The sequence below is a fragment of the Pseudomonas sp. 7P_10.2_Bac1 genome (genome assembly GCF_025465935.1).
GTDB lineage: Bacteria > Pseudomonadota > Gammaproteobacteria > Pseudomonadales > Pseudomonadaceae > Aquipseudomonas.
In genome coordinates, this window is record NZ_JANLNV010000075.1 from 1 (window position 1) to 26,484 (window position 26,484).

General features: G+C 59.8%; 22 protein-coding genes. 7 read left to right on the top strand and 15 right to left on the bottom strand.

What is annotated here, in order from left to right:
• The 9 genes from NTD86_RS15295 to cbiE form a co-directional block, all read right to left on the bottom strand.
• On the bottom strand, window positions 1-2,123 hold a 2,123-nt coding region (locus NTD86_RS15295), incomplete at its 3' end, for a TonB-dependent receptor (protein ID WP_262203416.1).
• A 166-nt stretch (window positions 2,124-2,289) separates the two neighbouring features.
• On the bottom strand, window positions 2,290-3,666 hold the full coding sequence (locus NTD86_RS15300; protein ID WP_262203417.1) for a PepSY-associated TM helix domain-containing protein: 1,377 nt from the start codon (window positions 3,664-3,666) through the stop codon (window positions 2,290-2,292).
• A 110-nt stretch (window positions 3,667-3,776) separates the two neighbouring features.
• Window positions 3,777-5,867, bottom strand: a complete 2,091-nt coding sequence (locus NTD86_RS15305) for a TonB-dependent copper receptor (RefSeq protein WP_262203419.1) — start codon at window positions 5,865-5,867, stop codon at window positions 3,777-3,779.
• Between the two features lie 100 nt (window positions 5,868-5,967).
• Complete coding sequence (locus tag NTD86_RS15310) at window positions 5,968-6,348, bottom strand: DUF2946 domain-containing protein (RefSeq protein ID WP_262203420.1); 381 nt, start codon at window positions 6,346-6,348, stop codon at window positions 5,968-5,970.
• Between the two features lie 48 nt (window positions 6,349-6,396).
• A complete protein-coding gene (locus tag NTD86_RS15315) occupies window positions 6,397-6,891 on the bottom strand; it encodes a copper chaperone PCu(A)C (RefSeq protein ID WP_262203422.1) in 495 nt (164 codons plus the stop codon).
• 48 nt (window positions 6,892-6,939) lie between these two features.
• Complete coding sequence (locus NTD86_RS15320) at window positions 6,940-7,338, bottom strand: DUF2946 domain-containing protein (protein WP_262203423.1); 399 nt, start codon at window positions 7,336-7,338, stop codon at window positions 6,940-6,942.
• A gap of 153 nt (window positions 7,339-7,491) precedes the next feature.
• The gene (locus NTD86_RS15325; protein WP_262203424.1) at window positions 7,492-8,220 is read right to left on the bottom strand and encodes a cobalt-precorrin-6A reductase; all 729 of its coding nucleotides are present in this window, start codon (window positions 8,218-8,220) and stop codon (window positions 7,492-7,494) included.
• The gene (locus NTD86_RS15330) at window positions 8,217-9,314 is read right to left on the bottom strand and encodes a cobalt-precorrin-5B (C(1))-methyltransferase (protein WP_262203425.1); all 1,098 of its coding nucleotides are present in this window, start codon (window positions 9,312-9,314) and stop codon (window positions 8,217-8,219) included. Before NTD86_RS15330 ends, NTD86_RS15325 begins: the two co-directional genes overlap by 4 nt.
• Window positions 9,307-10,518: a precorrin-6y C5,15-methyltransferase (decarboxylating) subunit CbiE gene (cbiE, locus tag NTD86_RS15335; RefSeq protein ID WP_262203426.1), complete on the bottom strand. Its 1,212-nt coding sequence runs from the start codon at window positions 10,516-10,518 to the stop codon at window positions 9,307-9,309. Before cbiE ends, NTD86_RS15330 begins: the two co-directional genes overlap by 8 nt.
• A gap of 313 nt (window positions 10,519-10,831) precedes the next feature.
• Here cbiE and cobG point away from each other — a divergent pair, with 313 nt between their 5' ends.
• The 7 genes from cobG to NTD86_RS15370 all read left to right on the top strand — a co-directional run bounded on the left by cobG (window position 10,832) and on the right by NTD86_RS15370 (window position 18,021).
• Window positions 10,832-12,082, top strand: a complete 1,251-nt coding sequence (gene cobG / locus NTD86_RS15340) for a precorrin-3B synthase (RefSeq protein ID WP_262203546.1) — start codon at window positions 10,832-10,834, stop codon at window positions 12,080-12,082.
• Entirely contained in the window at window positions 12,075-12,701 is a 627-nt protein-coding gene (locus NTD86_RS15345; protein WP_262203428.1) for a precorrin-8X methylmutase, read from the top strand. Before cobG ends, NTD86_RS15345 begins: the two co-directional genes overlap by 8 nt.
• Window positions 12,701-13,432, top strand: coding sequence for a precorrin-2 C(20)-methyltransferase (locus NTD86_RS15350; RefSeq protein ID WP_262203430.1), 732 nt, complete (start codon window positions 12,701-12,703; stop codon window positions 13,430-13,432). Before NTD86_RS15345 ends, NTD86_RS15350 begins: the two co-directional genes overlap by 1 nt.
• Window positions 13,429-15,096 (top strand): precorrin-3B C(17)-methyltransferase, encoded by a 1,668-nt coding sequence (gene cobJ / locus NTD86_RS15355; RefSeq protein ID WP_262203431.1) that lies wholly within the window; start codon window positions 13,429-13,431, stop codon window positions 15,094-15,096. The genes NTD86_RS15350 and cobJ overlap by 4 nt, the downstream gene beginning before the upstream one ends.
• Before the next feature lie 615 nt (window positions 15,097-15,711).
• Window positions 15,712-16,497 (top strand): hypothetical protein, encoded by a 786-nt coding sequence (locus NTD86_RS15360; protein WP_262203432.1) that lies wholly within the window; start codon window positions 15,712-15,714, stop codon window positions 16,495-16,497.
• A gap of 116 nt (window positions 16,498-16,613) precedes the next feature.
• Entirely contained in the window at window positions 16,614-17,378 is a 765-nt protein-coding gene (locus NTD86_RS15365) for a hypothetical protein (RefSeq protein ID WP_262203433.1), read from the top strand.
• A 73-nt stretch (window positions 17,379-17,451) separates the two neighbouring features.
• Window positions 17,452-18,021 carry a hypothetical protein gene (locus NTD86_RS15370; protein WP_262203434.1) on the top strand — a complete coding sequence of 190 codons (570 nt, stop codon included), beginning with the start codon at window positions 17,452-17,454 and terminating at the stop codon, window positions 18,019-18,021.
• 28 nt (window positions 18,022-18,049) lie between these two features.
• Here the strand turns inward: NTD86_RS15370 and NTD86_RS15375 are convergent, their stop codons facing one another.
• The 6 genes from NTD86_RS15375 to dusB all read right to left on the bottom strand — a co-directional run bounded on the left by NTD86_RS15375 (window position 18,050) and on the right by dusB (window position 26,369).
• On the bottom strand, window positions 18,050-18,646 hold the full coding sequence (locus NTD86_RS15375; RefSeq protein ID WP_262203435.1) for a MarC family protein: 597 nt from the start codon (window positions 18,644-18,646) through the stop codon (window positions 18,050-18,052).
• 337 nt (window positions 18,647-18,983) lie between these two features.
• Window positions 18,984-21,761, bottom strand: coding sequence for a hybrid sensor histidine kinase/response regulator (locus tag NTD86_RS15380; RefSeq protein ID WP_262203436.1), 2,778 nt, complete (start codon window positions 21,759-21,761; stop codon window positions 18,984-18,986).
• A gap of 100 nt (window positions 21,762-21,861) precedes the next feature.
• Complete coding sequence (gene purD, locus NTD86_RS15385) at window positions 21,862-23,160, bottom strand: phosphoribosylamine--glycine ligase (protein WP_262203437.1); 1,299 nt, start codon at window positions 23,158-23,160, stop codon at window positions 21,862-21,864.
• A 189-nt stretch (window positions 23,161-23,349) separates the two neighbouring features.
• A complete protein-coding gene (gene purH, locus NTD86_RS15390; RefSeq protein WP_262203438.1) occupies window positions 23,350-24,957 on the bottom strand; it encodes a bifunctional phosphoribosylaminoimidazolecarboxamide formyltransferase/IMP cyclohydrolase in 1,608 nt (535 codons plus the stop codon).
• Window positions 24,958-25,038: 81 nt separating this feature from the next.
• Window positions 25,039-25,359 carry a DNA-binding transcriptional regulator Fis gene (gene fis, locus NTD86_RS15395; RefSeq protein WP_019408796.1) on the bottom strand — a complete coding sequence of 107 codons (321 nt, stop codon included), beginning with the start codon at window positions 25,357-25,359 and terminating at the stop codon, window positions 25,039-25,041.
• Window positions 25,356-26,369: a tRNA dihydrouridine synthase DusB gene (gene dusB, locus NTD86_RS15400; RefSeq protein ID WP_262203439.1), complete on the bottom strand. Its 1,014-nt coding sequence runs from the start codon at window positions 26,367-26,369 to the stop codon at window positions 25,356-25,358. The genes fis and dusB overlap by 4 nt, the downstream gene beginning before the upstream one ends.
• Window positions 26,370-26,484: the final 115 nt, after the last annotated feature.

A 26,484-nucleotide genomic window follows, 5' to 3' on the forward strand; every position in this document is an offset into this window, starting at 1 on the left:
AAGGTGTAATCCGCCGTTACGAAGACCGACCGCGGTTCACCCATGATCCATTGTTGGCCGTCATTGTATTGGCTTAAGGCGTACTGGCGGTTGAACAAATTATTTACCCGCAGACCCAAGGTGGTTTTTGGCAGGGCTTTCCAGCTGACTGTCGCATCGACCACGGTGTAGCTCGGCAGCTCGGCGGTGTTAGCGATGTCGGCGTAACGCGCGTCGACATAACGCACGCCCGCGCCGGCATTCACGTCGTCAGTAATGGCTTTGCTCAACCACAGGTTGGCAGTGCGACGCGGGACTTCGGTCGGGCGGTTGCCTTTGTATGACACACCGCCTTGATCGAATTTGTCGTACTGGGCCCGCACCACGGCCGCGTTGGCTTGGAGCTGCCAGCGGTCAGGCAATTGCAAATCAAGGCTGGCTTCCAGGCCTTTGGACGACTGCTCGCCCACTTGCAACGTGCGCGTAACGTCAGCTGGGTCGGTGGTCAGCAAGTCCTTCTTGACGATGTGATACGCCGCCAATGTCCACTCGCCGCGCTGGTCCCAGAACATCTGTTTGAAGCCGACTTCGGTCTGGCGAGCATGGGCCAGGCCAAAGTTCTGCTGGTTCTGGTTCAGGCTGATCAAGCCTCCGACGCCATCGACGCTGGTGGCTTGCTGGGCGTAGACCGAGGTGTCCGGGGTCAATTCGTAGACCAGGCCGACTTTCCAGCTGTTGGCCGACAAGCTGCGGTCGGAGCGGGTGGTGACGTTGTCCACCGAGAAATCATCGCGGTCCAGGTGCACCATGTCGCGGCGCACACCGGTGACCAGCGACAGTTGATCGGTCAGCTCGGTGCGGTTTTCTGCGAACAGCGAGAACTGCTGCGTGGTGCTGGTGAACTGGTCGCGGTAAGGCGACGCACTCTGCCACTGGCCACGGTCCGGGTGGTAGAGGTCGATCGGCTGGCCGTTCTCGTCGACATCGTCATACGGCGAGTTGCTGTGCAGATTGAAGTGGATACGGTTGTAGTCCATGCCCACCAGCGTTTTGCTCTTGAGGCCGAACAGGTCGTGGCTGAGAGCGAAGGTCTGGCGGTCGCCAACCTGTTCCTGCTCATGCTTGATGCTGAAATAGCCGCTGCGCAACAGGGTTTGGCTGGCTTCATCCCACGCGTGGTTCTCGGCGTTCTGCCAGCGGCGCTGGGCCTTGAGGTAATACAGCTCGTTGGTAGCGGTCAGGTTGTCGTTGATCCGCCATTCGCTGTTCAGGCGCGTCCATTGGTCGTTGTAGTGCAGTTTGGCGTCGCTGACGTTGTAGTCCTTGTCGCGCAAGCCTTTGTGGTAGCGGCCATTGATCAACGGCACGCCGAAATCGTTCTGTGGCTCCTGGTCGCCGTAGTCGTGGCTCAGGGTGAACGCCAGATCGTCGGTGGCCTGCCAGCGCAGGGCGGCGCTGATGAAGGTGTTTTCGGAATCGCCGTGGTCGATCCAGCCGTTGCTCTGGGTGTGGTTGATGTTCAACCGGTAGCTCAGGGTGTCGGTCAGCGAGCCGCCGCTGTCCAGTGCCTGCTGCTGGGTGTCGTATGAGCCATAGCCCACGCGGATATGGTTTTCGATCTCGCCGCTGAACGGCTTTTTCGGGATCACGTTGATCACCGCGCCGGTCGCGCCTTCGCCATACAGCACCGACGCCGGGCCGCGCAGCACGTCGATACGCTCTACCGACCAGTCATCCACCGGGAACGTTACCGTACCTGCGCCGCTGTACATGCGGGTGCCATCGTAGAGCTGCATGACCGAGCCCGGGCCGTCAAAGCCGCGCGCCGAGTAGGCCGAGCCACCGTTGCCCGGCGAACCGGTGAAGCTGATGCCGGTGGTGCGGGTCACGGCGTCCTGCACACTGCGGTCGCCTCGTGCGCGGATCTGCGCGCCGGTCAGGCTTTCGACACTGGCCGGGGTTTCGAGGCTACTGAGGTTCAGGCGCGAACCGGCGGTGGTGGCGGTCTTGAGGTCGACGCTTTCGGCATCGACCTCGGGTGCAGTGATCGTGGCGGCTGGCAACATCAGCGACGACGCAGTGTCATCTGCGTGCGCGCTGTTGATTGCCAACAGGCAAAGACTGGAAAGCAGGTACTTGTTCATCGAGGTCGAGAATCGCTTTTTTCTGGAGATGTACCCGCTGCCTCCTGGCGGCGGGGTGAACGAGCTTAAATCGTTTTGTTACTTTATAACAATAATTTTGCTCGTGATACTGGCGCGCCAGTATCCACATATCTCTGCTTCGCGCATCTCGGATGTTTCATGCCTGCTATGAAAGCGGCTCATGATGCGGTTTTGAGCGCACCAGCAGCAGTAGTCGATCCAGCAACCAGACGCCAATCAGTGAGGCGCCCACCAGCGGGAAAACCACCGCCAAGGCGAGGATGATCACGATGCCGGTCTTCCAGGTCGGCAAATCGTGGCGCAGCGGCGGTACGCCCAACCCGCCTGCGGGACGGCGCTTCCACCAGATCACCAGGCCGCTGACCGAACTCAGCAGAATCATCAGGCAGATCAGCAAAATCGCGATCTGATTGAGTGAGCCGAACAGCTTGCCTTCGTGCAGCATCACGCCCATTTCCGTGGCGCGGGCGACGTTGCTGTAATGCTGCCAACGCACATCGGCCAGTACTTCGCCGGTGTATTGATCGACGTGCAGGGTGGCGTCATTGCGCGGGTCGTCGGCGAACACGGCGATGGTAAATACGCCTTGCGCTGTGGTCGGCAGGGTAATGCTGTAGCCGGGCTCGACCTTGCGCGCGTTGGCAGTATCGACCACCTGTTGCAGGGTGATGCCGGGCGCCGCCGGGCCAGAGGCATGGCCTGCGTGCGCCATGTGCTCGGCATGTGCGCCGGAAACCGGCATCGGCGTGTTTTCCATGGCCCAAGGCACAGTCTGGCGGGCGGCGTTGTTGAGGGTGCGGGCTTCAACGTCCGATTGGGGCACGTTGTTCCACATGGCGGCGGGGAACTGGTTCCACAGCTCGGCGTATTGCTTGCCCCAGAAGCCGGTCCAGGTCATGCCGCTGATCAGCATGAACAACAGCAAGGCTGCGCCCCAGAACCCGGTGACCGCATGCAGGTCGCGCCACAACACCCGGCCGCGGCGGCTGAAGCGCGGCCACAAAATACCCGCGGCAGATTGCCCGCGTGGCCACCACAGGTACAAACCGGACACTACCAGCACCACGCCCCAGCCAGCGGCAAGCTCCACCAGTCGGTCGCCGAGGGTGCCGATCATCAACTCGCCATGCAGGGCGCGCGCCACGGCTTGCAGGTTGAGCTTGGCGTCTTGCTCACCCAGCACTTCGCCGCTGTACGGGTTGATAAACACATTGAGCTGGCGCCCAGCGTTGCTGAGCACAAATTGCGCGCTGCGCTCAGGGTTGATTGGCGGCAGGTACTGGCTGATATGGCCCTGTGGATAACGGGCCTGCACGCGCTGGAGTTGATCGTCGGCACTGAGGCGGTGATGGCCGGGGCTGACGTTGATCAGGTGATCGTAGAGCAAGGGATCAAGCTGAGGCTTGAACAGGTAAATAATCCCGGTCAGGGCCAGCAGAATCATGAACGGCGCGACAAACAGCCCGGCATAGAAATGCCAGCGCCAGGCCAGGTTGTAAAACGACGGTGTGGGTTGGCTCATCAGGAGCGGCTCCGCAAAGAATTCATCAGGAGTAGGAGCGAGCTTGCCTCGCGATCTTTTGATTTTTAAAAGATCGCGAGACGAGCTCGCTCCTACAGGGGAAGGTACTGTTAGAAACTCACATCAACCTTGGTCCAGAGCGTGCGGCCCGGCTCGTTGATGGGTGTCGGGTCGTTCGCCGGGTAGCCAAAACCGGCATTGCCCGCCATGTTCAGGTGCTCGCTGTAGGTCTTGTCCAGCAGGTTGTCGACCCCCGCACTGACCTTGACGTTTTTGTTGATGCGGTACGCGCCATTCAACGAGAACACGCCAAAACCGGCGCTCTTGCCGTAGTCTTTGCCGACCACGTTGCCCGCGTTGCGGTCGATCCGATCCTGGCGTGCCACCACGCGCCACAGGGCGCCGGCGCTCCAGTCGTCCTGGCTGTAAGTCAGCCCCAGGCGGGTGTCCAGTGGCGGCATTTGCGGCAGGGCCTTGCCGTCGGTGGTGTTCTTGCCCCAGGCGTAGGCCAGGGTCGCATCGGCTTTCCAGTGGTCGGTCAGTTGATACGCCGCGCCGAGTTCGCCGCCCATGATGCGGGCGTTGATGTTCTGCGCCTGGGAGCTGTTCTGCGCATAGTCAAACAGGATGTAGTCGTGAATCACGCCCGCGTAGGCCGAGACCCAGGCTTCCAGGTCCTGGGTTTTGTACTGCATGCCGACGTCGAGCTGAGTGGTCTTTTCTGGCTTGATCGCGTCAAACGCGTTCACCGAACCGGCCGGGCCGGACTTGGGCGAAAACAGTTCCCAGTAGTCCGGGAAGCGCTGCACATGGCCTAGACCGGCATAGACCGTGGTCGGGCTGTTGGCCATGTCATGCTCATACCGCACGAAGCCGCTGGGCAGGGTGTCAGCGCGGGTTTTATCCAGGGTCGGGTTGGGCGTGCTCATCATTCCCGAGCCCAGCCGGGCGCGATAATCCTTGGCCGAGGCGCGGTCCAGGCGGGCGCCGGTGATCACCCGATCACGCTCGGCGGCGTACCAGGTCAACTCGCCAAAAGCGCCGTAGTTGTGGAAATCGGCGTCCTTGGTCCAGTGTTGATCCTTGTAGGTGTCGATGCCCATGCCGGAGCGGGTGCGGTGTTCGTTGGTCTGGGCATCAATGCCGCTGATCAACTGCACATCTGCCCAGCGCCAGGTGGCTTTGATGCGCGCGCCGAGGGTGCGGCGGTCGACGTTGACGCCCATGGGGCCAGCCATCATGCCGGTGCCGGATGGCGTACGCAGGGTGTAGTTGTCCATCACGTGGTCGGCGTAGTTGTAGTAAACCTGCGCTTCGAGCTTGTCGAGTACGTCGCCGATATTGGACTTTTCGAAGCGCAGGCCCAGGCTTTCGCGCTTGTACTGGCTGCCGTCCATGCCTCGCCCGGCCGAGCGCGCTTCGCCGTCGCCCTTGCCGGCGGTGAGTTCGAGCAGGGTGTCGGCGTCTGGGGTCCAGCCCAGTGCGACATCGCCGTTCCATTTGTCATAGCGCGAGGGCACGGTGTGGCCACGGCCGTCTTTGTAGTCATCGGCATGGGCGGTGTTGCCGATCACTCGCAAGTAGCCCTGCGGACCACCGACAGCGGCATCCAGGGTTTTGTCGAAACGGCCGTTGGAGCCTGCCAGCACGCTGGCGTTGATGCGTGAGCCCAACTCGCCAAAATGCTCGGGCTCACGGTCGAACAGCACCGTGCCCGCCGACGAACCCGGCCCCCACTGCACGCTTTGCGGGCCTTTGATGACGGTCAGTTTGTCGTAGGTTTCAGGGGCGATATAGGAGGTTGGCGTGTCCATGCGGCCGGGGCAGGCGCCGAGCATCTGGCCGCCGTTGGTGAGGATGTTCAGCCGTGAACCAAACATGCCACGCAAAATCGGCTCGCCGTTGGTGCCGCCATTACGGATCAGGGCGAAGCCCGGGATGGTCTTCAAATAATCCCCGCCATCGCTGGCAGGTACAGGCTGGCGCGGGTCCTTGGGGTCCGTGACGATGGTCAGCGGCGAGCTGGGTGCAACGGCTGTAATCACCAGCGGGCTGATCTCATTGGTGTGCGCAGCGTGCTCGTCAACCGTCTCGGCAGCCATGGCGGCGGGAGCCAGCAAGGCACAGCACAAGGTGCTCAAGGCAAACGGCAGGCCTGTCTGGGCATGAGACAAACGGGAGGCAGCAGTAAAGCGGGACATAGGCATTCCAGTATTCAAGCGAAAACAACACGGCCGACGGCCTGCGGCGCTCTAAAGCAGCGCCCGCAGGTCGACCAGGTTCAAGAGGTTGTGAACGTGCTTAAACGAATACCGGGGGCGCCCGCGCGCGCGCGCCGGGGAAGATCGGTTGTTGCGCATGCCCCAACCGTGTGGGCCGTGGCAGATAGCTTTTAAGGTGGGGTGAATCGAAGAGGGCAATGTCAGCGGTATGAGGCAGCGCCGGGCAACTGAACAATAGTGTGCAGTAGCCGCATTTTTCCCACAGCGCATGGTGCTCGGCAGATGGCGCGTGATGCTCGGCGTGTTCGCCGTGCATAGACATGTCCATGCCCATTTCCATGGACATAGGCATCGACATGGAGCCGTGATGATTCATCGGCACCGCTTGGGAAATCAGCGGGCCGATAAAAATCATCAGCATGGCAAACAGGCTCAACCAACTGCCGCGAATCTGCGACATGGAGTGCCTGGCGCGAGGGGCGCGCATGGAGCTCAAAAACCGCAGTCTTTAGTGAGCGTGCATGTGTGCCATGTTGTCTTCAGGGGGCTGTTTTTGCACCGTGACCTCAACCGGTAGATCACCCGCTTTTTCGAAATGCAGGGTCAGCGGGAAGCGTTTGCCGTCTTGCAGCAGGCTGCGATCTTTAATGTCGACCAGCATCACGTGGTACGCCATGGGGCCGAAGGTCACCGTGCCACCGGGGGCAACGACGACGTCATTCACCGGCTGCATCTTCATCAGGTCGCCCTGCATCACGTGCTGGTGCAGCTCGGCGCCCCCAGCAATCGGGGTGTCGGCGCTGAGCAGGCGGTCGGCGGTGCTGCCGTTGTTATGGATCACAAAGTACGCGGCCACGGTGGGCGCGTTGGGCGGTAGCTCTTGCGACCACGGGTGAGTGATGAGCAGATCACCGCTTTTGTATTCGTGGGCGTTGGCAAAACAGGCAGGCAACAACAACGCCGCCGCAATAACGGCGCGCTTGAACAGTGACAGGTTCAGCATGTTCATTCTCCGGAATGATTCAAAACGCAAAAGGGTTGCGAAGGTGAATCAGGCCAGGGGCGAAGCGCGGGGGTTGAGGCTCGGCCATTGCTGGCGCGGGGTGGGGCGTTTGAGGTGATCGGGGATCTGGCTGTGGCCACGTTCGATCGCGGCAAAATACAGCGAGGGAATATGCGCAGGTAATGCCACCAGGGGCGCGGAGCCAGAGCAGCACCAACAATGCTGCATGTTGGAGTGATCGTCTTTCTGGCTGTCGGCGGCGTCAAACTTACCCAGTGACACGGCCACCATCTTGGTGCCGGTGGAGGTGCAGAAACTGCTCCACACCACCTGTTCGCTCGGCTCACTGCTGGTCGCCGCCATGGCCCCGCCCATTGACATGGCGAGCATGTTGAACAGCACTGCAAAGCAGGCGATCCAGGCAAATGCAAACCGTTGTCGGGACATGACACATTCCATGAGTGAAGCGATCAGCGGGCTATTTAGCCTGAATGGCCTGCGTAAGTAAAAAGGCTAGTTGTGTGGCGAAATGTCGCGTTAAGCAGCAAGGGGCTTTTGGCTCTGATGTTGATTGCACGTTCTGGGCTTTAGCGCGAGCGCCTAGACAATCTGTTTCTGGTTTAGCCCCTCTAACACCTCCTCCACCGTCCCAAAGACCCGGTCAACCTCGGGCAACTCCGGGCGTTTAAGAATCAACACCGGTACTCCCCGTTCACGGGCGACTTCCAGTTTGGGCTCGGTGGCGCTGCTGCCGCTGTTTTTGCTGATGAGGACGTCGATGCCACGTTGATCAAAAAGTGTACGTTCGTCTTCGATCAGAAAAGGCCCGCGGGCGCCGATGACGTCGCACCGTGCATTGCCGGGGTAGACGTCCAGCGCGCGTAAGGTCCAGAACTGGTGATCGGGGATTTCGTGCAGGTGTTCCAGCGGTTCACGGCCCAAGGTGAACAGCGGGCGCTGAAAGGGTTTCAGGGCGTCTACCAACTCGGCCCAGTCGGCCACTTCGCGCCAGTCATCGCCCGCTTGAGGCACCCACGCAGGGCGCCGCAATGCCCAGTATGGAATACCGCTGAGGGCTGCGGCCCGGGCGGCGTTCTGGCTGATTTGTGCGGCGTAGGGGTGAGTGGCGTCGAGCAGCACGTCGATGCCCTGTTCGCGAAGGTAATTGGCCAACCCCTGCGCGCCACCGTAACCGCCAACCCGCACTTCGCAGCGCAAATCGGTGGGCACGCGTCCTACCCCGGCCAGGCTGTAAACGTGCTGCGGGCCCAGCGTTCGGGCAATGGCCAAGGCTTCGGTGACGCCGCCGAGTACTAGAATGCGTTTCATGCGAAAGCACCTGCGTGGCCGACAATCGCGCCCTGACGGTCGATGGCAAAGACTTCAACCTGCACCTGTGCGGGCACCACACTGCGGGCAAAATTCAGCGCGTGCTGGCATACCGCGTCACCCAGGGCGATACCTTGCGCGCTGGCCATGGCCAATGCCTGTTGGCTGGTGTTGGCTTGGCGAATGGCAGCTTGCAGTGCGTCGTCAGCGCCAATGGCCGCCGCCCACTCGGCCAGTTGCGGCAGGTCGATACTGGAGTGACGGCTGTGCAGGTCCATATGGCCGGCGGCCAATTTGCTGATTTTTCCGAAGCCGCCGCACAGGCTCAACTTATCCACAGGGACTTTGCGCAGGTGTTTAAGCACCGCGCCCACGAAGTCACCCATTTCGATCAACGCGATCTCCGGCAGGTTGTACACGCGGCGCATGGTGTCTTCGCTGGCATTGCCGGTGCAGGCGGCGATGTGCAGGTAGCCGTTGGTCTTGGCCACGTCGATGCCTTGGTGGATCGAGGCGATGTATGCCGCACAGGAGAACGGCCGGACGATGCCGCTGGTGCCGAGAATTGATAGCCCGCCAAGGATTCCCAGGCGCGGGTTCATGGTCTTGAGGGCCAGCGATTCGCCGTCCCGTACGTTGACGGTTACTTCAAAACCGCCGCTGTAGTGATGTTCAGCGGCCAGTTGCAGCAGGTGATCGGTGATCATTTTGCGCGGCACCGGGTTGATCGCCGGCTCCCCAACCGGCAGTACCAGACCGGGGCGGGTGACGGTGCCGACGCCTTGGCCGGCCACGAATATCACGCCTGTTTCAGGTAACAGGCGCACCCGTGAGTACAACAGCGCGCCGTGGGTGACGTCCGGATCGTCGCCGGCATCCTTGAGGGTGCCGGCTTCGGCGCCATCGCTGTGCAGACGGCAAAACTCCAGGCGCATGGTCACAACCTTGCCTTTGGGCAAGGTGATTTGCACGGCGTCATGGCTCACGCCACTGAGCAAAAGGCGTGCGGCTGCGAGGCTGGTGGCGGTGGCGCAACTGCCCGTGGTCAGGCCGCTGCGCAGGGGCGCGGGTTGTTCGGCGGTTTCGTCACGCATCGAAGGGCTTGGTCATCTCTAACAAGGTAATCGGCAGCGCCTGGCGCCACGTGTCGAAGTCGCCCAGCGGTTGTGCCTGGGCAATATGAATTCGCGTCAACTCGCCGCCATGGCGCTCGCGCCAACTCATTAGCAGCGTCTCGCTTTGCAGGGTGACGGCATTGGCTACCAGGCGCCCGCCGGGCTTGAGTTGTTGCCAGCAGGTGTCGAGGACGCCTTCGCGGGTCACGCCGCCGCCAATGAAAATCGCGTCTGGGCGCTCAAGCCCTGCCAGCGCTTGCGGTGCCTTGCCGCGGATCAACTGCAGGCCGGGTACACCCAATGCATCGCGGTTGTGCTCGATCAGTTGCTGGCGGCCGCTGTCCGCTTCGATGGCCAGGGCGCGGCAGCTCGGGTAGGTGCGCATCCACTCAATGCCAATCGAACCGCTGCCCGCACCCACGTCCCACAACAATTGGCCGGGCAGGGGCGCGAGGCGGGCCAGGGTGATGGCGCGCACGTCGCGTTTGGTCAGTTGCCCGTCATGCTTGAAGGCGCTGTCGGGCAGCCCGCCCACGCGTGACAGCGGCTGGGCGTGCGGGGAGGCGATGCATTCGATGGCGATCAGGTTCAGGGCGGCAATCGTGGGGTCGTTCCAGTCTTCGGCACTGGCTTCGATGCGCCGTTCAGCCGGGCCGCCCAGGTGTTCCAGCACACACAAACGGCTCGGGCCGAAGCCGCGTTCACGCAAGAGCGCTGCGACTGAGGCCGGGCTGCTGCCGTCATTGCTCAGCACCAGCAGGCGAACGCCGCTGTGCAGGTGAGCATTGAGCGCGGCCACGGGGCGGGCTACCACGGAGAGTGTCACGACGTCTTGCAGGGCCCAGCCCAGGCGCGCCGCGGCCAGTGAGAAAGACGACGGCGAAGGCAATACGAGCATTTCTTCGTGCGGGACGACCCGCGCCAGACTCGCGCCGACCCCGAACAGCATCGGATCGCCGCTGGCCAGCACGCACACCGGCTCGCCGCGCAGTGTCTGCACCGGCGCCAGGGAGAAGGGGCTTGGCCATGCCTGGCGTTCGGCGCGGATGCACGCGGGGAGCAAGTCCAGCTGGCGTTGCCCGCCCACGACTCGCGTCGCACCCAAGAGGGCACGCCGGGCATTTTTGCCCAGGCCGCTGAAGCCGTCTTCACCAATTCCCACAACTGTTAGCCAGGGCGACATGCCAATCCTCTTGTTGAACGCCGATAGAGTCGTCTGCCCGCCTGTTCGGGGCAGCGCGCATGATAGCGCGCCTTGAGCCTGCCAGTGGCAGCGCCTGCCCAAAGGATCGGCGCAGATAAGCTTGATCCAGTACCAGGATCTGGCATTCCGTCCGGCAAGCTTTTCATGACGTTGCTCAAAGCAGGCATAATGCGCGACCTGCAATAGCGCATTGCCTGCCCTGGACCGACACTTGCCCCTGCCATCTGAACTCTCCGCCACGCCACTGGTACGCCCGACAGGGTGCCCGGGGTTACTGCGCATCGTCCAGGCGATGGACGGCGGCATTTGCCGGGTCAAGCTGGCTGGCGGCGTGATCACGGCCCAACAAGCGTACGCCGTGGCAGATGTGGCGCAGCGCTATGCCAGCGGTGTGATTGAAGTGACCAATCGCAGCAACCTGCAGATTCGCGGGGTCGGCCCTGAACATGCGGCGCTGATTGAGCCGTTAATGGCGGCAGGCCTTGGGCCGGCGAATGCGGCCAGTGATGATGTGCGCAACCTGATGCTCAGCCCAACGGCTGGGATCGATCCGCGACAAACCCTCGATACCTGGCCGCTGGCACGGCAGATTCTCGCCAGTCTTGAAAACACCCCACGCTTTGCCGAGTTGTCGGCCAAATTCGCCGTGCAACTCGATGGCGGGGAAGCGCTGGCGATGCTGGAGCATCATCACGACTTATGGTTGTCGGCCTTCACCGATAACGGGCAAACCCTGCTGGCCTTTGGTCTGGCGGGTTGCCCGGCGCAGGATGCGCCGTTGGGGGCGGTGCCACTGGAGCACGGTCATGAACTGGTGATGGCGGTTCTGACGCTGTTTCTGGATAGGGCGCGCCCCGAGCAAACACGCTTGCGTCATCTGTTCAACGACTGCACTGTCGCTGATTTTGTCGAGCGGCTGGCGTTGCGCAGCTCGGTGTCGATTGTTCCGGTGAACGCATGGCGACGCGACGTTTCGGCCGCGCACAGTCCGCTGGGCACTTATCCACAGCGAGAACCCGGGCGCGTCTTTGTGGGGGCCGCGCCTGCTTTGGGGCGCCTGGATGCGGCGATGCTCAGCGGCTTGGCGCAACTGGCCAGCCAATATGGCAATGGCACCTTGCGGTTTACCCCATGGCAAAGCGTGCTGCTGCCAGATGTCCGGGCCGAGCAAGCGCCGCTGGTGACTCAGCGGCTGCACGCATTGGGCTTGCTCTGCGATGCGCATAACCCGCTGGCGCATCTGGTTGCCTGCACCGGTTCCAGTGCCTGCGCCAAGGGGCTGGCGGACACTAAACAGGATGCGCGCCAACTTGCGGGGCTGTTATCACAGCCGCAGACGATTCACCTGACGGGCTGCCAGCGTTCCTGCGCGGCGGCCCACGTGGCGCCGGTCACCTTGCTGGCCGTGGCGCCCGGTCATTACGACCTTTATTTACGCGCACCAGAACATGCCGGTTTCGGTGTTCTGCGCGAGCGCAACCTTACTATTGAAGCGGCAGGTGCTTGGCTTGAAGCCCGCCAACGGAGCAACACCGATGATTGATTACATCCGCGACGGTCAAGAGATCTATCGCAATTCGTTCGCCATAATCCGTGACGAGGCCAACCTCGAACGCATTCCGGCGGACCTCGAAAAACTGGCCGTTCGGGTGATTCATGCATGCGGGATGGTCGATGCCGTCGACGATTTGTGCTTCTCGCCGGGTGCCGGCAAGGCCGGGCGCGATGCGCTGGCCGCTGGCGCGCCGATCTTGTGTGATGCGCGCATGGTGCTTGAAGGCGTTACCCGCACGCGTTTGCCGGCCAATAATCAGGTGATTTGCACGCTTAAAGACGAGGGCGTGGCCGAGCTGGCGCTGGAGAAAGGCAACACCCGCTCTGCCGTCGCCCTGGAACTGTGGCGCCCGTACCTGGCAGGTAGCGTGGTGGTGATTGGCAACGCGCCGACGGCACTGTTTTATCTGCTGGAAATGATCGACGCCGGGGCCCCTAAACCGGCGTTGATCCTCGGCTTCCCGGTGGGTTTCGTCGGAGCCGCCGAGTCCAAGGCCATGCTCGCCGCAGACAGCCGTGGCATACCGTTCGTGGTGATGCAGGGCCGTCGTGGCGGCAGCGCGATGGCTGCCGCTGCCGTTAACGCGTTGGCGACGGAGATCGAATAATGGCGCAACCAGGACGTTTGATCGGTTTGGGCGTGGGCCCGGGCGATCCGGAGTTGATCACCGTAAAAGCGCTGCGCCTGCTGCGCGAGTCGCCTGTGGTGGCGTATTTCGTGGCCAAAGGCAAAAAAGGCAACGCTTTCGGCATCATCGAGGCCCATCTGCAAGCCGCGCAAACCTTGATGCCGCTGGTGTACCCGGTAACCACCGAAGTGCTTCCCGAGCCGCTGTCGTACGAGCAGATCATCAGCGACTTTTATGATCAGGCGGCCAACGAGGTTGCCGAACACCTGCAAGCCGGTCGCGACGTGGCAGTCATTTGCGAAGGTGACCCGTTCTTCTACGGCTCTTACATGTACTTGCACGACCGCCTGGCCGAGCGCTTTGAGGCGCAGGTGATCCCTGGCGTGTGTTCGATGCTCGGTGGCGCGTCGGTGCTGGGTGTGCCGCTGGTGTACCGCAATCAGAGCTTGTCGGTGCTGTCGGGCGTGCTGCCTCACGATGACCTCAAGCGTCGGTTGGCGGACGCCGATGCGGCGGTGATCATGAAGTTGGGTCGCAACTTCCACAAAGTGCGGGAAGTGCTGGCCGAACTGGGCCTGGCTGACCGGGCGCTGTACGTCGAGCGCGCGACCATGAGCAATCAGAAAATCGTCCCGCTCAATGAGGTGGACCCGATGTCTTCGCCTTACTTCTCGCTGGTCATCGTGCCCGGCGAACGGTGGCAAGGATGAGTCGCCCAGCCCCGGCCATTGTGATTCTGGGCAATGGCAGCCTGGCCACGGCGCGACGCATCCAGCAGCTTTATCCACAGGCCGTGATTCATGGCCTGGTGGATCGTGTTGACGGCGCGGACCGCACTTATAGCGACTTTGGCGCCAATCTGCGTCAGCTTTATCAGCAAGACACGCCGATCATTGCGCTCTGCGCCGCAGGCATTGTGATCCGCACCCTTGCACCGCTGTTGCTGGAGAAAGGCGCCGAGCCGCCAGTGCTCGCGGTGGCCGAAGATGCCAGCGCCGTTGTGCCGCTGCTCGGCGGGCTGGGCGGGGTGAATGAGCTGGCGCGGGAAATCGCTGCAGGTTTGGGCGTGGCTCCGGCCATCACCACCAGCGGTGAGCTGCGTTTTGGCACCTGCCTGTTGAACCCGCCCAGCGGCTATGCCTTGGGCGATCTGGAACTGGGTAAACGCTTTGTCTCGGATTTGCTGGCCGGTGAATCGGTGCGCATTGAAGGCCAGGCGCCTTGGCTGGCGCAGGCGCAATTGCCCGAAGACCAGCAGGCGCGTCTGGCTATCCACGTGGGCCATGCCGAGCGCGAGCCGTCAGCCAACGAGTTGCTGATCTATCCGCGCACCGTACTGCTGAAAGTCGAACGTGACGTGTCGGCGCAGGCCATGCGTGACGCCTTGCATGAGGCGAAGCTGGCTTGGCAATCGTTGGCGTGCGTGGTGGCCGATGATGCCTTGATGGCCAGCAGTGCCCTGCGCGAGGCGGCCAGCGAACTGGCAGTGCCATTGCGTTTTGTCTGCGCGAATGAGCCCCTTGTGGCAGCCGCCTGGCGTGAACTCGCCAATGGCCTGACGGTGGGCGTAGCCGATACGCCGCTGGATCCGCTGCAAATAGGTCGTGCCCGTGGCCGCTTGGCCGTGATCGGCCTTGGGCCCGGCGCGGCTGAACTGATGGTGCCCGCGGTGAAGGCCGAATTGGCCCGCGCCAATGATGTCCTCGGCTACGAGACGTATGTGCGCATGGCCGGCCCGTTTCGTGCCGACCAAGTGCTGCACTGCACCGATAACCGTGAAGAGATGCAGCGCGCGCGGCACGCCTTTGAATTGGCGGCCCAAGGTCGCTCGGTGGTGGTGGTGTCGTCCGGTGACCCGGGGGTCTTTGCCATGGCCGCGGCCGTGCTGGAAGCCCTGCACGAGTCTTCAGATCCGCAGTGGCACAGCGTTGACCTGGAAATCTTGCCGGGTGTTTCTGCGTCTCTGGCTACCGCGGCTCAGGCGGGAGCGCCGCTGGGGCACGACTTCTGCGTGATGTCGCTTTCGGACAACCTCAAGCCCTGGAGCATCATCGAAAAACGCCTCGATCTCGCCGCCCAGGCGGACCTGGCACTGGCGTTCTATAACCCGATTTCCCGCTCCCGGCCCTGGCAATTGGGCGTGGCCCTGGAAATCGTCGCCCGTCACCGTACACCGCAAACCCCGGTGGTGTTAGGCCGAGATATCGGCCGCCCCGGCCAGACCCTGCGTGTAACCACCTTGGGGGCGCTGACGCCGGATCAGGTCGACATGCGCACCATGGTCATCGTGGGTTCGTCCACGACGTGCACGTTCGCGCGTGCTGATGGTTTTGAGTGGGTCTATACACCACGCTGGTATGGGCAAAAGCCCTAGGCTCTGTACCACATGTATCTGCGCTCGGTTATGCGGCGTTGAAAACAGGCTCGGAATGCTCATTTACAACCCGTAAACTCCGCTTCCTCGCCTGTTTTCGCCTTGCCTAACCTTCGCTCGAAAACATGTGGTACAGACCCTAGGCTCTGTAAGGAATGTATCTGCGCTCGGTTATGCGGCGTTGAAAACAGGCTCGGAATGCTCATTTACAACCCGTAAACTCCGCTTCCTCGCCTGTTTTCGCCTTGCCTAACCTTCGCTCGAAAACATGTGGTACAGACCCTGGGCTCTGTAGGGAATGTATCTGCGCTCGGTTATGCGGCGTTGAAAAGAATGGCCCTGCGGGGCCATTGTTGTTTTGCGAGTATCAAGTGTTTGTGAAATATCAAAACATCGAGTAGGAACTTTCAAATAGAGGTGTTCACTTGGAAGTCTGAATAGAGTGTTTGTCGTGTGCGCTTTATATTTATAAATTTAATTATTGTGATGAAGGGCTGTGTTTGAGCCTTGGTAATATTTGGAATGGGGTTGTGTTTTGCAATGTTCTGAAGCGCGGTCTAAGTTTTGTTAGCCCGGCAAGGAAAAGCCGGCATTAACTTAAATGGAGTGTTTAGAATGAATTTTGTCAAGGAACAACTGCCGAGCCAAAATGAAGCAGAGCTTTTTTTTAATAATCTTCCGATTAAAGCTCAACCAAGGTTTGCGCGGATAAAAGCCGCTTCGTCGCAGATTAATCACACGACACAAGAAGAGGGTTTTATTGGGGTTAATTCGCCTATAGTGGTCGCCTTTGCTGATGGCGTTTCCCCCGAAAATCGCAAAGCGGTTATGTACAGCACGCAATTTGCGGAGAAGTATGCCGATACGATTGCTTCGCGTAAAAATGAGCCGATGAGCTGGTATCAAGCTTACGGGAAAGCGATCAATAACTGTGGTTGGTTCTCTACCAATTTTGTCTTTGTTGATCATGATACATCCACGGTCAATGTCACCATGGACAGTTTGGTCCTGGATATTATTGCGCAAGTTGCGAGTTATAATGCGGCGGCTATCTTGCCCTTGCTGAAAAATGTGTTTGAAATGATTAAAAGTGACGATGCGCTTATTACGCTGTTTGACAAAAACAGCAAGAGCGACAAGGTCGGCAGCTTTCAAATTGTGCCGTGCCTGGAGTCCAGTCAGGGTATTCCCGTTACCGTATTTGCCGGTTTGGAGTGTGAGTTCCGGTCATTGGAAGGCGGGGCCTGGTTCTGGAAGTGGAAAAGCTCCAACCTTAAAGTTAAAAAAGCGGCAACGATGATTAATCTCAATGTCGACAGTTATAATCGCGCCGAACCAAAGATTCTGGAATGGTTGGGTGAGGAGCAGGATGATTTCTTCATGTCGCTGAAGAAGTCCTGATAAGTAGGCAAACAGTCAGTTGGCCTTTAATTAAACAGGGTTGTAGTCGAGACCTTGTTGGCGGTGCTCTCTGGGTGCCGCTTCATATCAGGCACGTTAATGTTGGAGTGCGATAAATGCTAGTCGACTATGAATACACAGTCGTATCAGGGCAGTTAGTCCTGTTGCCCAAGGATTTACCCCCTCAAATTAAGCTGGATATCCTGAACAGCCAGTTATATGCGCAGTTATATGCCAGCCTCACCTCAAACAAGTTTTCTGATCCGATGGCCTGGGACGAGCGGCTGACCAAAGCGCGATCTGAGTTGAAGTGGGCCACACGTTTTTCGTTGTCCAGACGCCCGGAGCTTGCTGACGGAGCAACACTTGATGCGACGTCGCTGCTGATGGAGCAATTTGCCCATGCCCCGCATTTTGATCGGCCAGTGATGGAAGAGGCCATACGCCTTGGATTGAAAGCATTGGCTCATCCCTCGCCTGCGCAAGAGCTATTTTTTGATTCGGTGCTCAGGGTGACGCAAGCTGGCTCATCGTTGAAGATCGGGCCGGTTTCTGACGTTCTTCTACACGTCTGCGTGGTCAGCCCCAAGGCACACCTGATTGATGTCCAGCTGGGCTTTAGCCTGCGTGGAGCCCTGGACCATCTGTTGTTCGAGCACCCGTACCCGGGCAAGGATGTGAGTGGCCCGATGTCGCTGTCAGTCTCGGAGACTGAACTCGATACCTTGGCGTACAGCTGGATCAGGGACAAAGTCAAAGATGGCCTGGGGGCTGAGGGTGTGAAACGGATCATGAGCCTCGACTTACCCACTGCGGTGATCACACCTGACCCTCTTTCGGGCTGCTGCAACTCAACGTTGAAAGACGCGCGTGATGAGTAGTCGAGCGCTCCTTGCAGGCAGCAGTGTTGTGGCGTTTGTGCCGGGTGTAGAGCCTCAAGACCAAATAGACATCATGAACAGCCTGGCCTTGGCGCAACTGTCTGCCGACAAGCGCTTTAACCGAGTGCATCAAGTGAAAGGCTGGTTTGAGGCGTTCGTCAATACGTTGGTTGACGTAGGCTGGCAACCCGACGATGAGATGCTCGAGGCCGAAATACCCCACAAGGTGGTTTTCTCCGATCTGGAAGAGGCCGCCCTGCACAACTTGCAGGGTGTAAAGCAGGCTTCTCTGAGGACGGTGATCAAGGCCTCGATTGAAGCCTTGCGGCTAAACAGCGTCGCCCAGGATATTTTTGAGAGGCGTAGCCGAAGCGGGGCTGTTGCTTACTATCAGTTCGTGCCCTGTGAGTCTCGGCAGGCAGGCAACTACATCTATGTGTCCGGGATGCAGGTCACCTCCCGACGGGATGTAAAAAACATCCTCTTTGATGGGCGTGTTATTCGTAAAACCGATGTGCTCGATGTCGGTTTGGGTTGGTCAGCCTTTTATCTGGTTAGCAAAGACTACGACAGACACCGGGACGATGTTTTGAAGCAACTGGCAGGCCTGCAAGAAAACTTTTTCAGATTGCTCAGCCATTAATACCTTGAGCGGGGCAGGGATTGACCGCTCAAGACACCAGATAGCCTTTTATCCCGGTAAAGATGATTTGCGCCGCCAGTGCGCACACGAATAGCCCCATCAAGCGGCTGATAATCTGCAGGCCTTGCTCGCCCACAATGCGTTCGATCCTGTTGGACAGGTACAGCACCAGCCCGACGGTCAGGCTGGCCATGACAATACTGGTAATGGCCATCAGCTTGTCGTCCCAGTGGGGCTGGCTGACGCCCATCACCAGCAACGCACCAATGGTGCCGGGACCCACGGTGATTGGAATGGTCAGCGGCACAATGGTCACGTCCTGCTGAACGTTGTCACTTTGTACAGCAGACTTGCCTTGGGCCATGCCCAGCGCGGAGATGAACAGCACGCTGCCGGCGCCAATGCGAAAGGCATCTACCGTGATGCCAAAGACACTGAAAATCACCCGTCCAAAGAGGTAGAGCAAGACACTGGAAATCACCGTTGCCAGCGCTACTTTCCACGCCAGGCGGCCACGCTCTTTGTTCGAGTAGCCGCGTGTCAGGCTGATAAAACACGACAGTACAAAGAACGGGCTGTAGAGCACCAGCATCTTCAAGTACGCGCTGAACAAAACATGCAGCATGGTCTGAGCTCATTTCAGATAAGGTCGCCGAAAGTCTATCAGGGGTTTTGCGGTCTGTCGGTCGGCGTCAGGGTGTGTACGAAATGTTTTCAAGCGAAGGTCAGACAAGGCGAAAACAGGCGAGGAAACGGAGTGTACGGATCGTAAATGAGCATTCCGGGCCTGTATTCAACGCTGCATAACAGCCTAGAAAGACACAGGCGCAGGGGCCAGAAGGCGGTCCTGCAGCCCGTATCGCAGCCCGCTGCGTCGTCAGCGACTACAACGCTACAGGCTGCAAGCGAGCTTGCCTCGAGATCATTTGGTCTTGAAAGTTGAAGCCTGCTTGCCTGATACCCTACGAGGTCTGCGCCTGGGATTGGCGAAGTTCACGTTGCGCCACCCAGAACTCGACCAGCTCGCGCAATTGCGACAGTTCGACAGGCTTGGCCATGTGGCCATCCATGCCAGCTTGGCGGGCGCGCTCTTTATGTTCCGAGAGGATGTGCGCGGTCAGGGCAACGACCGGGGTTCTCACACGCTGGTGACTGACTTCCCAGGCTCGCAACTGCTCGGTCGCTGAAAAACCGTCCAGCACCGGCATTTCGCAATCCATGAGTACCAGGTCATAACGTTGCGCTTTCATGGCGCGCAGCGCTTCTTCTCCGTTGGAGGCGGTATCGGGGTGCAAGTCGAGTTTGCTCAACATGCCACGAATGACCTTGGTCGAAATATTGTTGTCTTCGGCCACCAGAATACGGAAGTTGCTGGGCACACTCAGCGGTGCTGACGGGCCGCTGCCCAGCGGCGGCGTGACGCCAAGGCCATTGTTGCGCTGGGTCAGCTCGTCGGCCAGGGTGGTTTTGAGGGTATAGCCCGCCACCGGCTTGGCCAAGATGCGCTTGATGCCGCAGTTGCGCGCAATGATCTTGCTCGGCGCATTGCTGATACCGGTGAGCATCACCAACAGAATGTCGTGATTGAGGCTTGGGTCTTCTTTGATCTTGGCCGCCAGTTGCATGCCAGTCATGCCCGGCATGTTCTGGTCCAGCAGGACGATGTCGAAGTAGTCGCGCAGGTGCGCCTTGGTGCGCAGCAAGGCCAGCGCCTCTTTGCCCGAGGCGGCGGCACTGACATTCAGGCCCCATGCAGAACACTGCTGCACCAGCACTTTGCGGCAGGTGTCGTTGTCATCCACCACCAGCACCCGGGCGCCTTTAAGCGGGCTGTCCAGGTCGGAGGTCGGGTGCTCGAGCAGTTGCGGGTCCATCGGTAGGGTCAGCCAGAAGCTGGTGCCTTTGGTTTGACCTGTCTTGATGCCGAATTCGCCGCCCATGAGGGTGATCAGCTGACGTGCGATCACCAACCCCAGGTGGCCGCCCAGGCGGGTGGCAGCGAGGAAATTCTTGCTGTGCAGTTCGGCGTGCAGTAGCGCCTCACGCTCTTGTTCATCCATCGGCTGGCCGGTGTCTTGCACCGTGATGCGCAAGCGCGGTGAGTCGCTGCGCTCCTCCAGCGCGACTACGATCAGGATCTCGCCCTCGTCGGTTTTTTTCAGGGCGCTTTCAAGCAGGCTCAACAAGGTTTGTCGCAACCGCGTCGGGTCGCCGCTGATTACCCGCGGCACCTGCGGCTGGATAAAACTGATGAGCTCGACGTTTTGCTGTTCGGCCTTGGTGCGGAAGATGCTCAGGCAGTCGTCGATCAGTGCATTGAGGTCGAACTGCACATCATCCAGTTCGATCTGCCCCGACTCCAGTTTGGAGATGTCGAGGATTTCGTTAATCAGCGTCAACAGCTCGTTACCGGCACTGTGGATGGTCTGCACGTAATCACGTTGTTTGACTGACAGCGGCGTCCCGAGCAGCAGCTCGGTCATGCCCAGGACACCGTTCATCGGCGTGCGGATTTCGTGACTGATCTTGGACAGGAATTCTGCCTTGGCATTGACCTCGGCATTGCTGGCGGCCAGATCGCAACTGATGCTGAGCTGGTCTTCGGTGATATCTCGTGTGCGCTCGCTCAAGGCAATGCCCATCATCAAACCGCTGACACACACCACCGCCATCAGGGCCAGCACCAGCTCTTGAGGGGCGATCAGGGTCAGCCCCAGCAGAGCGGGCAGAATCAGCAGGGTGCCGATGTTGAAAATGACCATCGCGGCCACAAACAGACGGGCAGGTCGGTAGCCCTGCTGCAAGTGATAACTGGATACCAGCAGAATGCTCAGGCTGGTCAGCGCGACCAGCAGGTAGGTCGTCAGGTTCAGCGGCAGGCTCTCGAAGAACAGGAGCATCAGGCCGCACAGGCCAATGATCAGGATGTCGATCAGCAACAGTTTGTGTAACGGGTGTGACCCACGGCTGGAGAAGAAGCTGTAGGTGAACATCAGCCCGCAAGGTGCGGTGAGAATCAGCGCCAGGTACGCACCGGGCGTTTGCAGGCCGTGCCATTGCGGGAACCAGGGGCTGAACAGATTCAGGAACAGTGCCGAGCTGGTCAGCAGCAAGGTCTCGCACAGCGCGAGCCACAGGCTGCTGATCATGCGCGAGAAGGCAAAGCGGATCAGGTTGTGCAGAACCAGCATGGCAATGCCACCCAGCAGTAACCCGTAGAGCAGGGGAGTGCTTTGGTCAGCGGCGAGCACCACGGCGGTACTGAGGGTGATGTGCGGGCGCAATTGGTGTTCAGACACCATGCGCAGGTAAACATCCAGAGGCGCATCGCTCTGGGGCAGCGGCAGCAGGTAATCACTGCTCGGCAGTGGTTTTTCGCTTTGTGGCAGGGTGTTGCCGGTGGTTACTTCGTTGATCAGTTGGTGATCGTCGAGAACGTATAAATCCAGGCGTGAGAGGTCCGGGGCGAATACCCGCAGGACTTGTTCATGCTTGTCGGGTTGCAATCGAAACTTCAGCCACAGGGCTTCGCCGGGCTCGGCAGCGACCATGTTTTCCAGTTCGATGGAGGTGAATTGGCTGTTCAGTCGACCTGAGCGAATGTCGCTCAGTTGCAGGTCGCCTTGAGGGTCGGAGAGCATAGACCAGTTTCCACCTGATGCGGCATGCGCCGGCATCAGGCAGAGCAGGGTTGTCAGCAGGCTGACGGTAATTCCTATGGCGATCCTAAGCCAGCGCACGGTGAAGTCCCTTCGTAGATTGTTGCAAGGCGGTAACTATGCGCGGCGCTGGAATAGTTAGGCAAGGGTATTGCATCCCTGTCTATCCATATGGATAGAGCTATTTTTGAGTCTCACCGCGTTCGCGTGCAATGGCTCGGTAGCCAATGTCATGCCGGTAGAAACAGCCGTCCCATTCGATAGCTTTGGCCAGGCTGTAGGCTTGCTTTTGCGCCGCCTCAACCGTGTCGCCCATTGCCGTTGCGCACAGCACGCGACCACCAGAGGTGACCACTTCGCCTGTTGCATTGAGCGCGGTGCCCGCGTGGAACACTTTGCCTTCCAGTTTTGCTGCAGCGTCCAGTCCGTGGATAACAGCGCCCTTAGTGTAGTCTGCTGGATAGCCGCCTGCTGCCAGGACAATGCCCAAACTGGGACGTGGATCCCATTGCGCTTCAACCTTGTCCAGCGCTTGAGCCAGTGCGGCTTCAACCAGCAGTACCAGACTCGATTGCAGACGCAGCATCACCGGTTGGGTTTCCGGGTCGCCGAAGCGGCAGTTGAACTCGATCACTTTCGGATTGCCGGCTTTGTCGATCATCAGGCCTGCGTACAGGAAACCGGTGTAGACGTTGCCTTCTTCAGCCATGCCACGCACGGTCGGCCAGATCACCTGGTCCATCACGCGCTGGTGAACCTCAGCGGTGACCACCGGAGCAGGAGAATAAGCGCCCATGCCACCAGTGTTCGGACCGGTATCACCGTCGCCTACACGTTTGTGGTCCTGGCTGGTGGCCATAGGCAATACGTTCTTGCCGTCGACCATCACAATAAAGCTGGCTTCTTCGCCGTCCAGGAACTCTTCGATCACTACGCGCGAACCGGCTTCGCCAAACGCATTGCCGGCGAGCATATCGCGCACGGCGTCTTCGGCTTCAGCCAGGGTCATGGCGACGATCACGCCTTTACCGGCGGCCAGGCCGTCGGCCTTGATCACGATCGGCGCGCCGACTTTTTGCAGGTAAGCCAGTGCTGGCTCGATCTCGGTGAAGTTCTGGTAATCGGCGGTTGGGATCTTGTGGCGTGCCAGGAAATCCTTGGTGAACGCTTTCGAGCCTTCCAACTGAGCGGCGCCAGCGGTTGGGCCGAAGCAGTCCAGACCACGGGAACGGAACAGATCAACCACGCCGGCAACCAGCGGGACTTCCGGACCCACGATAGTCAGGGAAACATTCTTCTCGGCAAAGTCAGCCAATTGCTCAAGGGCCAGCACGTCGATAGCAACGTTTTCGCACTTGGCTTCAATCGCGGTGCCAGCGTTGCCTGGGGCAACGAATACTTTAGCGACACGCGGGTCCTGAGCGACTTTCCAGGCCAGTGCGTGTTCACGGCCACCGCTGCCAATGATCAAAACATTCATTTCAAAAACCTCGGATGACGCTGAATTCTGTTTAGAACCTAAAGCGTTTAGCGCTTCAGGAGGTTGTAATGAAGCCGGTATGTACAAGACGGAGCCGACCTCGATGCGCGGAGTTGCTTCTTGGCAATGAGCATCATCGAGGTCGGCTCCAACGCAGCAGATGCCGGGTTCAGTACGACCGTCGTCTGGTTAGTGACGGAAATGGCGCATACCGGTGAACACCATGGCAATGCCCGCTTCGTCGGCGGCGGCGATCACTTCGTTGTCACGCATCGAGCCGCCTGGCTGGATCACGGCAGTGATACCGGCCTTGGCAGCGTTGTCGATACCGTCACGGAACGGGAAGAACGCGTCCGATGCCATCACGGCACCCTGAACCTGCAAGCCAGCGTGCTCAGCCTTGATGGCGGCAATGCGGGCCGAGTTTACGCGGCTCATCTGGCCTGCGCCTACACCGATGGTCTGACGGCCCTTGGCGTAGACAATGGCGTTGGACTTCACGTACTTGGCCACTTTCCAGGCGAAGATCAGGTCGTGGATCTCTTGCTCGGTGGGGGCGCGCTTGGTCACGACCTTGAGGTCTTCGCTGCCGATCATTTCGATGTCGCGGCTTTGTACCAGCAGACCGCCGTTCACACGTTTGAAGTCCCAGGCCGGGGCGCGGTCGGCGTTCCACTGGCCGCAAGCCAGTAGGCGCACGTTGGCTTTGGCGGCCACGATGGCGCGGGCTTCTTCGCTGACCGATGGGGCGATGATCACTTCAACGAACTGACGATCAACGATGGCCTTGGCTGTTTCAGCGTCCAGCTCACGGTTGAAAGCGATGATGCCGCCGAACGCGGACTCGGTGTCGGTGGCGTAAGCCAGTTCGTAGGCTTGGCGAATGCCGCCTTCGTCGTCCGGGCTGACGGCCACGCCACACGGGTTGGCGTGCTTGACGATCACGCAGGCCGGTTTGACGAAGCTCTTCACGCACTCCAGCGCGGCGTCGGTGTCGGCCACGTTGTTGAACGACAGCTCTTTGCCCTGCAGTTGGGTCGCGGTGGCGATACCGACTTCAGCCGGCTTGGCTTCAACGTAGAACGCCGCGCTCTGGTGCGGGTTCTCGCCGTAGCGCATTTCCTGGGCCTTGATGAACTGGCTGTTGAAGGTGCGCGGGAACTGGCTGCGGCCTTCAGTGCTGAGGGTTTCAGCTGCCTGGTTCACAGTGCCCATGTAGTTGGCGATCATGCCGTCGTAGGCGGCGGTGTGTTCAAACGCCTTGAGCATCAGGTCGAAACGCTGTGCGTAGGTCAGGCCGCCGGCCTTGAGGTTTTCCAGGACGTTGGCGTAATCGCTGGCATTGACAACGATGGCCACGTCTTTGTGGTTCTTGGCCGCGGAGCGAACCATGGTCGGACCGCCGATATCGATGTTTTCGATCGCGGTCGGCAGGTCGCAGCCTGGCTTGTTGATGGTGGCTTCGAACGGGTAGAGGTTAACGGCGACCAGGTCGATTGGCTTGATGCCGTGTTCATTCATGATGTCGTCGTCAACGCCGCGACGACCGAGGATACCGCCGTGGATTTTCGGGTGCAGGGTCTTGACCCGCCCGTCCATCATTTCTGCGAAGCCGGTGTAATCGGCAACTTCAACGGCTGCAACACCGTTGTCTTGCAGCAGCTTGAACGTACCGCCTGTGGACAGGATCTCGACGCCGAGGGCTTCCAGTTCACGGGCGAAATCAAGGATTCCGGTTTTATCGGAAACGCTGATTAAAGCGCGGCGGATCGGCAGGCGGGTAGTCTGATCGGTCATCTCGATTTCCATCAAAAGCAAAGGAGTCAGCAAAAAAGGCGGCCTGTTTTATCAGGACGCCTTTCAGGTTTGATTGAATGCTTACAGCAGATCGTATTGTTTGAGCTTTTTGCGCAGAGTGCCGCGATTGAGGCCCAGCATCTCTGAAGCTTTGGTCTGGTTGCCCTTGACGTAGTTCATGACGCACTCGAGCAGAGGGGCCTCGACTTCGGAAAGCACCAGGTTGTACACGTCCGTGACTTCAGCGCCCTCCAAATGGGCGAAATAATTGTGCAGCGCCTTTTCGACACTCCCGCGAAGGGTCTGGCCTTCTTCGCTCGGCGTATTGAGGTGCTGTTTCAAATTGACGTTGTCGCTCACGGGCGTTGTTCCACTCACTAATGTCTCGGTCATCATCGTCATGCGGCCACCCATCCTTCGTCCCCTGTCCCCAGGCTCTTGTGTCGTTCGGCGAAAAACGCCTGAACGTTGGCGCATTGTGCTTCCGTATCTTCCAAACGATTGAAGTGGGCGCGAAACTCCTTGGCGCCCGGCAAGGTTGCGAGATACCAACCAACGTGCTTGCGGGCAATACGTACCCCCAATACCTCCCCATAGAAGGTGTGCAGCGCAGCCAGATGTTCTAGCAGAATACGTTCCACTTCCTGGCTTTTCGGTGCTGGCAACAACTCGCCGGTACGCAGAAAGTGGTCCACTTCGCGGAAAATCCAGGGCCGCCCTTGAGCCGCCCTGCCTATCAACAGTCCATCGGCACCGGTGGCGTGCAGCACGTGCCGGGCTTTGTGGGGTGAATCGATGTCGCCGTTGGCAAACACCGGTATCGACACTGCCTGCTTGATCGCGGCAATGGTGTCGTACTCGGCTTCGCCGGTGTACAGGTCCGCACGGGTTCTGCCGTGTACGGCCAACGCTTGAATCCCGGCCTGTTCGGCGATTTTTGCCACCGTAAGGCCGTTCTTGTTGTCCCGGTCCCAGCCGGTACGGATCTTCAGGGTGACCGGCACATCAACTGCAGCCACAACGGCCTGCAGGATCTCGTTCACCAATGCTTCGTCTTTCAGTAACGCGGAGCCGGCGGCCTTGTTACAGACCTTTTTTGCCGGGCAACCCATGTTGATATCAATAATCTGTGCGCCCAGCTCCACATTGGCCCTGGCGGCATCTGCCAGCATTTGCGCGTCACCGCCGGCGATCTGCACCGAGCGAGGCTCGGGATCACCGTCGTGAATCATGCGCAGGCGCGATTTACGGCTGTTCCAGAGACTCATGTCGCTGGTCACCATTTCCGACACAACCAGGCCCGCGCCCATCCGTCGACAAAGCTGACGAAAGGGTTGGTCGGTGACACCCGCCATAGGGGCAAGGATCAAACCGTTTTGCAATGTGTATGGGCCGATGCGTACCGCCGACATAGGACTTCCCTGTTGTGGGGCCGGATCTGGGGAGTTCGAAAAAGGGTTGGCATGATACCCGCTCTCGATGACCGGATAAAGACGAAATTGGATGATTTTTGAACAATGGAGGCGC

What these genes read in the sequence shown, in the direction of transcription:
- cobG (WP_262203546.1), top strand. Translation starts at nt 10,832, where the DNA reads ATGGACGGCGGCATTTGCCGGGTCAAGCTGGCTGGCGGCGTGATCACG.
- dusB (WP_262203439.1), bottom strand. Translation starts at nt 26,369, where the DNA reads ATGTCGGCGGTACGCATCGGCCCATACACATTGCAAAACGGTTTGATC.
- purD (WP_262203437.1), bottom strand. Translation starts at nt 23,160, where the DNA reads ATGAATGTTTTGATCATTGGCAGCGGTGGCCGTGAACACGCACTGGCC.
- NTD86_RS15330 (WP_262203425.1), bottom strand. Translation starts at nt 9,314, where the DNA reads ATGCGTGACGAAACCGCCGAACAACCCGCGCCCCTGCGCAGCGGCCTG.
- NTD86_RS15375 (WP_262203435.1), bottom strand. Translation starts at nt 18,646, where the DNA reads ATGCTGCATGTTTTGTTCAGCGCGTACTTGAAGATGCTGGTGCTCTAC.
- NTD86_RS15370 (WP_262203434.1), top strand. Translation starts at nt 17,452, where the DNA reads ATGAACAGCCTGGCCTTGGCGCAACTGTCTGCCGACAAGCGCTTTAAC.
- fis (WP_019408796.1), bottom strand. Translation starts at nt 25,359, where the DNA reads ATGACGATGATGACCGAGACATTAGTGAGTGGAACAACGCCCGTGAGC.
- NTD86_RS15320 (WP_262203423.1), bottom strand. Translation starts at nt 7,338, where the DNA reads ATGTCCCGACAACGGTTTGCATTTGCCTGGATCGCCTGCTTTGCAGTG.
- NTD86_RS15315 (WP_262203422.1), bottom strand. Translation starts at nt 6,891, where the DNA reads ATGCTGAACCTGTCACTGTTCAAGCGCGCCGTTATTGCGGCGGCGTTG.
- NTD86_RS15360 (WP_262203432.1), top strand. Translation starts at nt 15,712, where the DNA reads ATGAATTTTGTCAAGGAACAACTGCCGAGCCAAAATGAAGCAGAGCTT.
- purH (WP_262203438.1), bottom strand. Translation starts at nt 24,957, where the DNA reads ATGACCGATCAGACTACCCGCCTGCCGATCCGCCGCGCTTTAATCAGC.
- cbiE (WP_262203426.1), bottom strand. Translation starts at nt 10,518, where the DNA reads ATGTCGCCCTGGCTAACAGTTGTGGGAATTGGTGAAGACGGCTTCAGC.
- NTD86_RS15300 (WP_262203417.1), bottom strand. Translation starts at nt 3,666, where the DNA reads ATGAGCCAACCCACACCGTCGTTTTACAACCTGGCCTGGCGCTGGCAT.
- NTD86_RS15305 (WP_262203419.1), bottom strand. Translation starts at nt 5,867, where the DNA reads ATGTCCCGCTTTACTGCTGCCTCCCGTTTGTCTCATGCCCAGACAGGC.
- NTD86_RS15325 (WP_262203424.1), bottom strand. Translation starts at nt 8,220, where the DNA reads ATGAAACGCATTCTAGTACTCGGCGGCGTCACCGAAGCCTTGGCCATT.
- cobJ (WP_262203431.1), top strand. Translation starts at nt 13,429, where the DNA reads ATGAGTCGCCCAGCCCCGGCCATTGTGATTCTGGGCAATGGCAGCCTG.
- NTD86_RS15310 (WP_262203420.1), bottom strand. Translation starts at nt 6,348, where the DNA reads ATGTCGCAGATTCGCGGCAGTTGGTTGAGCCTGTTTGCCATGCTGATG.
- NTD86_RS15350 (WP_262203430.1), top strand. Translation starts at nt 12,701, where the DNA reads ATGGCGCAACCAGGACGTTTGATCGGTTTGGGCGTGGGCCCGGGCGAT.
- NTD86_RS15365 (WP_262203433.1), top strand. Translation starts at nt 16,614, where the DNA reads ATGCTAGTCGACTATGAATACACAGTCGTATCAGGGCAGTTAGTCCTG.
- NTD86_RS15345 (WP_262203428.1), top strand. Translation starts at nt 12,075, where the DNA reads ATGATTGATTACATCCGCGACGGTCAAGAGATCTATCGCAATTCGTTC.